General features: G+C 34.4%; 10 protein-coding genes. 9 read left to right on the top strand and 1 reads right to left on the bottom strand.

The window, feature by feature from the left end; all coding sequences use genetic code 11:
• Nucleotides 1-264: 264 nt before the first annotated feature.
• From EKM64_RS10220 to EKM64_RS10200, 5 genes are all read left to right on the top strand, one after another.
• The gene (locus tag EKM64_RS10220; protein WP_125678269.1) at nucleotides 265-642 is read left to right on the top strand and encodes a nuclear transport factor 2 family protein; all 378 of its coding nucleotides are present in this window, start codon (nucleotides 265-267) and stop codon (nucleotides 640-642) included.
• 11 nt (nucleotides 643-653) lie between these two features.
• Nucleotides 654-2,117, top strand: coding sequence for an MDR family MFS transporter (locus EKM64_RS10215; protein WP_125678267.1), 1,464 nt, complete (start codon nucleotides 654-656; stop codon nucleotides 2,115-2,117).
• A gap of 125 nt (nucleotides 2,118-2,242) precedes the next feature.
• Nucleotides 2,243-3,097 carry an aldo/keto reductase gene (locus EKM64_RS10210; protein ID WP_125678265.1) on the top strand — a complete coding sequence of 285 codons (855 nt, stop codon included), beginning with the start codon at nucleotides 2,243-2,245 and terminating at the stop codon, nucleotides 3,095-3,097.
• 65 nt (nucleotides 3,098-3,162) lie between these two features.
• A complete protein-coding gene (locus tag EKM64_RS10205) occupies nucleotides 3,163-3,552 on the top strand; it encodes a nuclear transport factor 2 family protein (protein WP_225421004.1) in 390 nt (129 codons plus the stop codon).
• 201 nt (nucleotides 3,553-3,753) lie between these two features.
• Nucleotides 3,754-4,548 carry an SDR family NAD(P)-dependent oxidoreductase gene (locus EKM64_RS10200; protein ID WP_125678263.1) on the top strand — a complete coding sequence of 265 codons (795 nt, stop codon included), beginning with the start codon at nucleotides 3,754-3,756 and terminating at the stop codon, nucleotides 4,546-4,548.
• Nucleotides 4,549-4,701: 153 nt separating this feature from the next.
• On the opposite strand, the gene EKM64_RS10195 is transcribed toward EKM64_RS10200, so the two are convergent.
• Complete coding sequence (locus EKM64_RS10195) at nucleotides 4,702-5,322, bottom strand: GntR family transcriptional regulator (RefSeq protein ID WP_125678261.1); 621 nt, start codon at nucleotides 5,320-5,322, stop codon at nucleotides 4,702-4,704.
• Between the two features lie 204 nt (nucleotides 5,323-5,526).
• Between EKM64_RS10195 and garR the strand changes: the two genes are divergently transcribed.
• The 4 genes from garR (at nucleotide 5,527) to EKM64_RS10175 (ending at nucleotide 10,271) form a co-directional block, all read left to right on the top strand.
• Nucleotides 5,527-6,420: a 2-hydroxy-3-oxopropionate reductase gene (gene garR / locus EKM64_RS10190; RefSeq protein ID WP_125678259.1), complete on the top strand. Its 894-nt coding sequence runs from the start codon at nucleotides 5,527-5,529 to the stop codon at nucleotides 6,418-6,420.
• A complete protein-coding gene (locus tag EKM64_RS10185) occupies nucleotides 6,420-7,847 on the top strand; it encodes a four-carbon acid sugar kinase family protein (protein WP_125678257.1) in 1,428 nt (475 codons plus the stop codon). Before garR ends, EKM64_RS10185 begins: the two co-directional genes overlap by 1 nt.
• A 27-nt stretch (nucleotides 7,848-7,874) precedes the next feature.
• Nucleotides 7,875-9,194 carry a gluconate:H+ symporter gene (locus EKM64_RS10180; protein WP_125678255.1) on the top strand — a complete coding sequence of 440 codons (1,320 nt, stop codon included), beginning with the start codon at nucleotides 7,875-7,877 and terminating at the stop codon, nucleotides 9,192-9,194.
• Between the two features lie 96 nt (nucleotides 9,195-9,290).
• Nucleotides 9,291-10,271 (top strand): LacI family DNA-binding transcriptional regulator, encoded by a 981-nt coding sequence (locus EKM64_RS10175; protein WP_125678254.1) that lies wholly within the window; start codon nucleotides 9,291-9,293, stop codon nucleotides 10,269-10,271.
• The last annotated feature ends 29 nt before the right edge of the window (nucleotides 10,272-10,300 follow it).

The following is a 10,300-nucleotide window of genomic DNA, read 5'->3' as shown; positions in this document are numbered from 1 at the left end:
GTATAGAAATTTGTCCATCAAAGTATTCATTTACTAGTTTGACTTTGAATTCTGAAGAGTATTTGGTCATAAAAAAAAGTTCCCCCAAAGTTGTTAGATTATGTCTAACAATTTTAGGGCACTTCACTTGATGGTCTTTTTTTACACTCTTTTTTAATAAGCGTGGCATATGTCACCTTTCTGAAAACATTGCCCATTGTTGCAGCATACCAATCATTGCATAATGAATCTCGTGGTCAGGAAGTTATGACTAGGAGGCAATTTATGCAAGTTAAAAATAATGAAATAGAACAAGTTAAGTCAGTTTGTCGGCAACAGATACAAGGTATGTTATCAAAGAATATTGGATTGTTAAGTATGATAATTAGTCATGATGCTGATTTTGTTCATATCACTGGTAAGCATCAATCAAAGGATGATTGGTTGGATCAAATAAAAAGTGGGCGAATGGAATACTTTAGTGCAAAAGAAGAATTACTAGAGGTTACATTAAGCAATAAAACAGCACATGTAGTTATGCGTAATTTACTAGAAGCCAGAATCTATGGCTTTCGTAATACTTGGCCGATTGAGGCACAAACAGAATTGGTCAAGATTAATGACGTATGGCGAATAGTTCGTTCAAAAGCGGATATGTATTAGGAGGATAAGAAATGTCTAAAAGAAATTTGGTCATTGCTACAGTGGCATTATTGATTGCAAATTTTATGGGTGGATTGGATTCCACAATCGTTAATACAGCACTTCCAGCGATAATTAGTGATTTGAATGGTATTCGCCTGGTAGGATGGATTAGTTCAGCGTTCTTATTGGGAACTGCTGTTACAACAGTTCTCTGGGGACGTGTTGGTGAGATTTTTGGAAACAAGCGTGTTTTTCAATTTTCAGTGGCGTTGTTCATTTTAAGCTCGATGCTAGGCGGTTTATCAACCAACATGGTTATATTAATAATTGCTCGTGCGTTGATGGGAATAGGTGCAGGTGGTATGGTTTCTATTCCATTTATTATTTATGCAGATATTTATCCTAATCCAGCACAACGTGCCAGAGCATTAGGCTGGGTTACAGCATTTTATACCCTATCGACGGTCGCTGGTCCACTGATCGGTGGTTGGTTAGTCGATGCTTTATCTTGGCATTGGGTATTCTTTATTAACTTGCCAATTGGAATCATTTCGATGTTATTACTGCAATTTACTTATAAAGAGGATAAAGATAAAAGTGTTGAGAATAGTTTTGATTATCTTGGAGCTGGATTATTATCAGCCGCTTTAATAGTGTTGTTATTTGCAAGTGATGCTTTGGCAATCAGTATGGTACGTTCATTGTCATTATTGATAATTGGAATGGTTATTCTTGGATTTTTCTTGTTTATTGAGAAAAGAAGTAATCATGCTTTGATTCCATTGGAACTATTGAAGAATCCTAGAGTGCAAGTTCAAAATGTAATGATGTTTTTGATAAATGGTTTCATGATTGGGTATAGCGTCTATGCTCCCATGTGGGCACAAGGTTTGTTGGGTAAGAGTGCCACAATGGGTGGTTTAACACAAATTGCTAGTTCAATTCTACTGTTGGTTGGGACACGCTTAACTGCCAAATTGATGATTAAGATTCCATACAAACGAATCGTTTTGATGGGAACAATTAGTATAGTTATTTCAGCACTATCAATGACCTTGGCAACCAAAGCAGCACCGTATTGGTGGTTGATTGTCAGCGGTGCTTTTGAAGGATTTGGTATGGGGTTGTCATTCACACCAATGCAAGTTTCGTTACAGGATGGTGTTCGCAAAGAATTGGTCAGTGTTTCAACAACTTTTGGATTACTATTCAGAACCTTGGGACAAACATTTATGGCATCAGTTTTTGGTGCAGTCTTGAGTTTGAATACGGCTAGTCATGTTGCTCGATCTGATGGCAAAATTACTACTGATATGATTAACAAATTATCCGATGCCAATACCGCTGAACAATTACCACAAAATTTAATTCCAGATATGCGAACGATTTTATTTAATGGTTTACATACAATAATGTTGATTGGATTGGCTCTGGTAATTGTAAGTTTCATCTTTAATTTAGTTCGTAAAGAACCCGTGAAACAGCCACGTTAAAATAATAAGTAACGGCTTTTTAAAAAGAGTGGCATAACCACCCATTTATAAAAATGTGCCCATTGGCAACTAGTTGTTGATGGTAGACAATAGCATTGTTAATTAAACAGAAAGAAGCAAATATAATGACACAAACATATTTGACATTAAATGATGGTAATAAAATTCCCCAATTTGGATTGGGTGTATATCAAATTAACGGGGATGCCGAAACGGAAAAGACAGTAGCGGCTGCCTTAAAACTTGGTTATCGCCATATTGATACTGCACATGCTTATCAGAATGAGCGTGGTGTTGGGGCAGCGGTTAAAAAAAGTGGATTGAAAAGAAATGATGTCTGGCTTACAAGCAAGCTATGGCCCAGTGACTATGGATTTGACAAGACGCCAGTTGCAATTGATAAGATGCTTGAGAGATTGGATACTGGGTATATTGATTTGTTGCTATTACATCAACAGTTTGGTGATTATGTAGGTGCATGGAAGGCAATGGAACAAGCGGTACATGATGGGAAAATTCGTTCAATTGGTTTTAGTAATTTTGATGGTGAACGCCTGGACAACTTACTAGACAATGTCACAATTAAACCAGCAATCGCACAAGTTGAATTGCACCCTTACTATCAACAGAATGAATTGAAATCACGATTAGCTCAATATGATACTAAACTTGAGTCATGGTATCCATTAGGTCATGGAGATTCCAATTTGATCAATGAACCGATATTTACTGAGTTAGCCAAAAAATATAATAAATCTAACGTACAAGTGATTTTGCGTTGGCATATTCAAAGCGGGAATATTGTATTTCCCAAAACAACTAATCCACAGCATATGCAAGATAATTTTGATATTTTTGATTTTGAATTGAGTGCCTCTGAAATGGAAAGAATAAATAATTTGGATAATGGCAAGAAGTATTTCAATGTTCCAGTCGAAGAGGCTGAAAAGCAATTTGGTGACTGGATTCCAGAAGACTAATACGAATGAGGAGAAATGATATTATGGATATACAAGAAATTAGTGATCGTTTAGAATTAAAATAGTTGGTAGATTTGTTTTCAAATTATGCAGATACTAAAGATAACGTTAAACAAGTTAAATTATTTACTGGAAATGGTGTTGTGAATATTATTAATGATGATAAAGTCACTTTTACGTTGAATGGCCGTGATGAAATTCTTAAGGCATTCTCAGGTTCAATGGAGGAATATAAATCAGTCTTTCATATGAGCGGTCAACAAACAGTTGAGTTTGTTGATGCAACTCATGCTAATGGAATAGCATATAACTTTGTTGTATTGGTTAAGGATGAGAATGGTAAGTCCGTCACTAGTCAAGAGGGAGTTAGGTACGAAGATAAGTATGAGAAAGTTAATGGTCATTGGTTAATTGCCGAACGTAATTCACATTTTAATTGGCATTTAGTTAATTAATTAAGATTTGTAAAAGTCGGACAAATGTTCGACTATTTTTAATAGATATTTTTTATTATTTCAAATATTAGTTTGACGGGTGCTTTAAAGTATCTATGTCACAAAAAAGTACATACTATATAATTAAAGTAATTCGGATTATATTAATGATATGAATGCAATAATAAGGAAATCGTTTGATTACTAATAGGAGGTATTTTTATGGATCTTCATTTAAAGAATAGAACGGCTTTGGTTACTGGCTCAACTAAGGGTATTGGTGAAGCAATTGCAATTGAATTGGCTCGTGAAGGAACCAATGTAATTATTAATGGAAGGAAACAGTCAGAAGTTGATATGGTTGTAGCGGAAATTAAACGTGATTTTCCCGAGACGATACCATTAGGAGTAGCCGCAGATTTGGCAAATGAGTCTGATCGACAAAATTTATTTGATAAAGTACCGAAAACCGATATTCTCGTTAATAATATGGGGATTTTTCAACCCATGAATTATTACGATATTAATGACGAAACTTGGGAAAAGTTCTTTCATGTCAATGTTTTGGCAGGTAATGCACTATCCAAATTTTATTTACCCAAAATGCTTGATCAAGACTTTGGTCGTATCATTTTTATCGCAAGTGAAGAGGCCATAATGCCATCTGGAGAAATGCCTCAATATAGTATGACCAAGTCGATGAATCTATCGTTGGCTAAGAGCTTGTCCAAGCTGACGGTTGCCAGTCATGTAACAGTTAATACCATAATGCCAGGCTCGACTTTAACTGAGGGTGTCCAAAACATGCTCAATGATATGTATCAAGACAGTGATTTGCCTAAAGATATGTGGGAAAAAGACTTCATGAAAAATCATCGTTCTCGTTCACAGATTCAACGTTTGATTCGTCCAGTTGAAATTGGTCGTTTCACAGCATTCGTAGCTAGTCCTGATTCATCATCTTTTTCAGGAGAGGCTTTACGAGTCGATGGAGGTTTAGTTCCAACTATTTTTTAAATGGAAATATTAAAAGAACAGGTAATTGGAATTAAATCCGATTACCTGTTCTTTTATTTAGTATTGATATTATTGGACTAAACCACTTTATTGAAACTAAACATTTTTTAAAAGTCAAAGTAAATTATTTACTTCACATTCTTTACACTATCATCAATTTGTAATGCCAAGTCGATTGATACTAAATTCAAGATCCTTGGCAAGATGATCTTGGACTAATTTTTCGGCTTTCTCTCCATTACCATTTTCAATTTCTTGGCAGATTTCTTCATGTTCATCGATTAGATGTGGACGATGTTGAAGAGTAACAGTCTTTCTCATTAGATAGATGATCGACTGCATCTTATTGATTATTTTTACTATTTCAGGATTATGTGTTTCTTCTACTATAGTCTGATGAAATAGATAATTGGCCTTTAATTTGTCATTGTCGTCGCCATTACGAGCCGTCTTTATGTATTCTTTTAATTTATTTAGTGATTCTGTGGAAATAAAATCAGCACTATATTTAGCTGCGAACCCTTCTAATATGGATCGTACCTGAAAAATGTGTCTGATATCCGTTTCAGAAGGAATGTATACATATTTATTCTTAACTAGTCCTTCTTCTTCTAATCGGATAATAGCTTCTCTGATTGGTGTTCGACTTATGTTTAATTTATCGGCTAACATGGTCTCAGTTAATTTGGTATTGGCTGGGATCTTGCCATTTAAAATTTGATCACGTAGTGTTTCGTAAGCCTGAATGTTATTAGGGGCTTCTTTTTTTTGCATATTTAAGACCTCAAGTTTCTGAATTAGATTAAGTATACATTAATATTGTTGATTCGGATAAAATAATCTATGCATTTGTTAAAATGTACACAAAGATATTAATAATGAATACGAATTAGATAATATTGTATACATTTTTCATTTTCCCTTGTATACTGATTTTGAAAATGAAAGCGCTTTAATTTAGAACAAGGAGAAATTGTTATGAAGAAAATCGGATTTATTGGTTTAGGCATTATGGGTAACCCTATGGCAAAGAATCTAATAAACGCGGGGTTTGATGTATCAGTTTTTGATTTAAATGAAAGTTCAGTTAATAAACTTGTTGAGGCCGGAGCTAAGGCAAGTGATCTAATAAGTATGGCAAAAGAGGCCGATGTAATAATCACAATGCTACCAGCTGGTAAGCATGTTCATGATGTTTTAGAAAAGGAAGATGGTATTTTTAACAATGGTCATGCAGGTCAGATAGTTATTGATATGAGTTCAATTGGACCTACTGATGCTAAAAATATTGCTGAAAATGCCAAAAAATTTGGAATTGAAACTTTAGATGCACCAGTTAGTGGAGGAGAACCAAAGGCTATTGATGGAACTCTTTCAATTATGGTTGGTGGTGATCAGAGTACTTTTGATAAAGCAACTGATGTGTTAAAGGGTATGGGAGACGATGTCGTATTGGTTGGAGGACATGGTAGTGGCGTTACTGCAAAATTAGCTAATCAAATTATTGTTAACTTAAATATTGCCGCAGTCTCCGAAGCTTTAGTTTTAGCGGCAAAGGCTGATATAGATATTGAAAAAATGTATCACGCAATTAGAGGTGGATTAGCTGGTAGTACAGTTATGGACGCTAAAATTCCTTTGATTTTGGATAGAAATTTTAAACCTGGTGGAACAATTGCCATAAATATGAAGGATCTAACTAATGTGTTGCAAACTGCTCATGATTTGGATGTTCCTTTACCAATGTCTAGCCAATTATTGGAGATATTCCATTCTCTTAAGGCCGATGGAAAAGTAATGAATGATCATGGTGGAATTGTTCAATATTATGAAAAAATCGCCAATGTTGAAGTGAAACGAGGTAAAAAATAATGACGAGTATCCTAGCAGAAGCAGTTTTTAATAAGCTACCTAATAAACCAGATGAAAAAGAAGTTGATGATTTATTAACAAATGAATTAAAACAGTTAAATACTAAGATTATTGTTCTGGATGATGATCCGACTGGTGTTCAAACAGTTCATGACGTATCTGTCTACACAAATTGGACAAAAGAGAGCATTCGTCAAGGATTTAAAGAAAATAACAGTATATTCTTTATACTGACCAATTCTCGAGGTTTCAGTGCCAAGAAAACATCCGAGATACACCAAGAAATTGCTCAAAATATTAGTGATATTTCCAAAGAATTGAATCAAAAATTTTTAATAATAAGTCGTAGTGATTCAACTTTACGAGGACATTATCCGCTAGAAACAGAAGTTTTGAAAAATACCGTGGAATCAGAGACCGATATTAAATATGATGGTGAAGTTATTTTACCTTTTTTCAAAGAAGGCGGACGTTTCACAATTGATAATGTTCATTACGTTCAAATGGATGATGTTCTAGTACCAGCAGGCGAAACGGAATTTGCTAAAGATAGAACCTTTGGTTATACAGAGTCGGATTTAACAAAATGGGTCGAAGAAAAGACTCACGGAGATTATTTAGCAGAGAATGTTACGGGAATTTCTTTAGAAGATTTAAGATCATTAAATATTGATAAAATTACAAATCAATTAATGGAAGTAAAAGATTTTAATAAGGTAGTCGTAAACGCTATTGATTACATTGATGTCAAAGTTTTTGTCATAGCGTTAGTTCGTGCTTTAAACTTTGGGAAACAATTTATGTATCGTAGTGCCGCTGCATTGACGAAAATTCTTGGTGGTGTCTCTGATAAGGCATTGCTTGTAAAAGAACAGTTAGTGGATCCTGATTGTAATAATGGCGGTCTGATCATGATTGGTTCACATGTAAAAAAATCAACTGAGCAATTAAATGAACTAATGAAATTATCGAATGTTAAATTTATTGAATTCAATGTTAATACTGTTTTAGAAGATGAGGGCCTCGAAAAAGAGGAACAACGAGTATCTTCTGAAGTAAATGAATATCTTAAACAAGGTAGAAATGTCGCTGTATTTACATCTAGAAAACGTCTTGATCTAGGTGAGAATAAAAAAGAAGAGGAACTTGCATCATCGGTCTCCATTTCTAAAGCTATTACTAAAGTAGTTACAGACTTGGATCTTCAGCCCAAATTTATTATTGCTAAGGGAGGTATCACATCTAGTGATATAGGAACAAATGGATTAGAAGTTAGACATGCAATCGTAGCAGGTCAAATCAAACCAGGAATTCCTGTATGGTATACGGATTCCGAGTCTAAATTCTCTAATTTACCATATATTATTTTTCCAGGAAACGTTGGCGCTAAGGAAACACTTAAAGAAGTCGTCGAAATGTTGGATTAACAAATCAAGCAATAGAAGGAGATCACGATGCCATTCATATCTATTACAATTGGTGTAATCTTGCTCTTAGTTCTTATGATGTTTTTGAAAGTAAATGCTTTTGTTGCCTTGATCTTATCTTCTTTGATCGTTGGTCTATTAGAAGGGATGACTCCCTTAGCCGTTATGACGTCGATTCAAAATGGTTTAGGTTCTTCAGCCGGAAGTCTAATGCTGGTTATTATTTTTGGGGCCGCCATTGGTAAATTATTAACGGATACTGGGGCGGCACAAAGAATCGCTACTACCATGGTCAAGGTATTTGGAAAGAAACATGTTCAGTTTGCTTCAGTCGTTACAGCAATTGTTGTTGGTATCGCAATGTTTTTTGAAACGGGTGTAGTTGTATTGATACCACTTGTTTTTTCAATTGCAATAGTTGCTGAGGTTCCCATTTTGTATATTGGATTACCTGTTATTGCTGCTTTGATCACTATGCATGGATTTGTTCCACCACATCCGGGACCGACGGCAGTTGCAGAAATATTTGGAGCTAATATAGGTAAAATGATGATTTATGGCATTATTATTGCTATCCCATCCATCATTATTGCTGGTCCTTTATACACTAGATTGTTTAGTAAAGAATTTTTAGAAGTTGAAGCCCCTAAAGGTTTAGCGACTGATAGAGAATTTACAGAAGAAGAAATGCCAAGTTTTTCATTAAGTATTCTTACCGCTATTTTACCTATTATATTCATTTTCTTTAAAACAATCGTTGAAGTTGCAGCTCCGAACTCAAGTATTAAGGGTTTCACAGATTTTATCGGTAATGCGGGAACGGCCCTAATGCTTACTTTTCTCATTTCGGTGTTTACTCTAGGAACTAGAAATGGCAAAAAGATTAAAGATGTCATGGAAACCTTTGCTGAATCAGTTTCAGGAATAGCAATGATTTTATTAATTATTGCCGGAGGTGGAGCTTTTAAACAGGTTTTAGTTGATAGTCATATTGATAAGTACATTGCTGGATTAATGATGCATTCAACCATTTCACCGTTGATCTTAACTTGGTTGATAGCAGCAATTTTACGTGTGTCGCTAGGTTCGGCCACGGTTGCAGGAATGACTGCGGCAGGAATAGTTGCACCTATTGCGCAAAAAGCTGGATTAAGTCCTGAACTATTGGCTTTGGCAGCAGGAGCAGGAAGCGTTGGATTTTCTCATGTAAATGATGCCGGATTTTGGATTGTTAAAGAATATTTCAATATGTCGATGGTTAAAACGTTTAAGACATGGACGGCCTTAACATCTATTATTGCTGTAATTGGTTTAGTAGGAGTTTTACTATTTCATCTAGTAGTTTAAAAAAATATTTTGGAAAATAACCCTATTTGTATATTGTTCTTGGGAAAATATATTAAAATAGTAATAAGAGCAGTTATACAAGTGGGGTTCAATATAATGATCACAATTAGAGATATAGCTAAGAAAGCTGGAGTATCAGCTTCTACAGCGTCAAGGGCATTAAATAATAATTCACGTATCAGTGAAACTACGATTAAAAAAGTTAAAAAAATTGCTGATGAAATGGGATACTTACCAGATTATAATGCTAAAAACCTAACTAACGGTGAGGCTAATGCTGTAGGTGTTGTATTTCCAGTTGGTAGTGAGACTGCCAGTAATCCATTCTTTATTAATATTCTTTCAGGAATCAATTCAGAGCTAGTCAAACGGCAATATTCTTTATCGGTAGCAATTGACAATACAGAGTCAGGGTTATTAGATAATGTTCGTTCAATGGTTCTTCAAGGTAAAATAAAACGTTTCATTCTGCTTTATTCAAAGCTAAATGATGCTGTTAGTGCATTTCTAAGGAAGAGTAAATTGCGTTTTGTTGTAATTGGTCAGCCAACTTCAAAAGATGATTTTTATGTTGATAATAATAACGTGGAAGCCGGAATCACAGCTACCGAATTTCTGTTAAAAAATTTACATGTTAAAAATCCATTATTTGTTGAATCAACAAGCAATTGGACATATGAACAGCAGAGATATCAAGGATTCAAGAAAGTTAGTAATGAAAGTTTAGTCGATTTTGATAAAATACAAGTTTCTTCAAAAAATATTGAAAAAATTGAAGAATTTATTTTTGATAATCCGCAGATTGATGGAATAGTATCAACTGATGATTTCAGAGGATTAAGGTTTCTGAACCATTTTAAAAAAATATATCCCAAAAAGAATCTTTCAATTGTAGGTTTTAATAAGTCATTTCCGATTGCTTTAATTCAAAGTGATTTTCATTCGATTGATGTTTTTCCAGAACAAATGGGTATCAAAACTGTTATTTTACTTTTTAGTGATCGTGAAAATCCAGAAATAAACTTAAAAAGGCATTTAATTGTCTCACATCAAGTTAGTACTTATAACGGTGTTTAGAAAAGAAGTCGCAAATTTGAGCGGCTTTT

This window comes from Companilactobacillus keshanensis, from assembly GCF_003946205.1.
Classification (GTDB): domain Bacteria; phylum Bacillota; class Bacilli; order Lactobacillales; family Lactobacillaceae; genus Companilactobacillus; species Companilactobacillus keshanensis.
This window is presented reverse-complemented; position numbering and strand designations above follow the sequence as displayed.

Excerpts from the sequence above, each read along its gene's own strand:
- EKM64_RS10220 (WP_125678269.1), top strand. The coding sequence starts at position 265 with ATGCAAGTTAAAAATAATGAAATAGAACAAGTTAAGTCAGTTTGTCGG.
- EKM64_RS10215 (WP_125678267.1), top strand. The coding sequence starts at position 654 with ATGTCTAAAAGAAATTTGGTCATTGCTACAGTGGCATTATTGATTGCA.
- EKM64_RS10210 (WP_125678265.1), top strand. The coding sequence starts at position 2,243 with ATGACACAAACATATTTGACATTAAATGATGGTAATAAAATTCCCCAA.
- EKM64_RS10200 (WP_125678263.1), top strand. The coding sequence starts at position 3,754 with ATGGATCTTCATTTAAAGAATAGAACGGCTTTGGTTACTGGCTCAACT.
- EKM64_RS10195 (WP_125678261.1), bottom strand. The coding sequence starts at position 5,322 with ATGCAAAAAAAAGAAGCCCCTAATAACATTCAGGCTTACGAAACACTA.
- garR (WP_125678259.1), top strand. The coding sequence starts at position 5,527 with ATGAAGAAAATCGGATTTATTGGTTTAGGCATTATGGGTAACCCTATG.
- EKM64_RS10185 (WP_125678257.1), top strand. The coding sequence starts at position 6,420 with ATGACGAGTATCCTAGCAGAAGCAGTTTTTAATAAGCTACCTAATAAA.
- EKM64_RS10180 (WP_125678255.1), top strand. The coding sequence starts at position 7,875 with ATGCCATTCATATCTATTACAATTGGTGTAATCTTGCTCTTAGTTCTT.
- EKM64_RS10175 (WP_125678254.1), top strand. The coding sequence starts at position 9,291 with ATGATCACAATTAGAGATATAGCTAAGAAAGCTGGAGTATCAGCTTCT.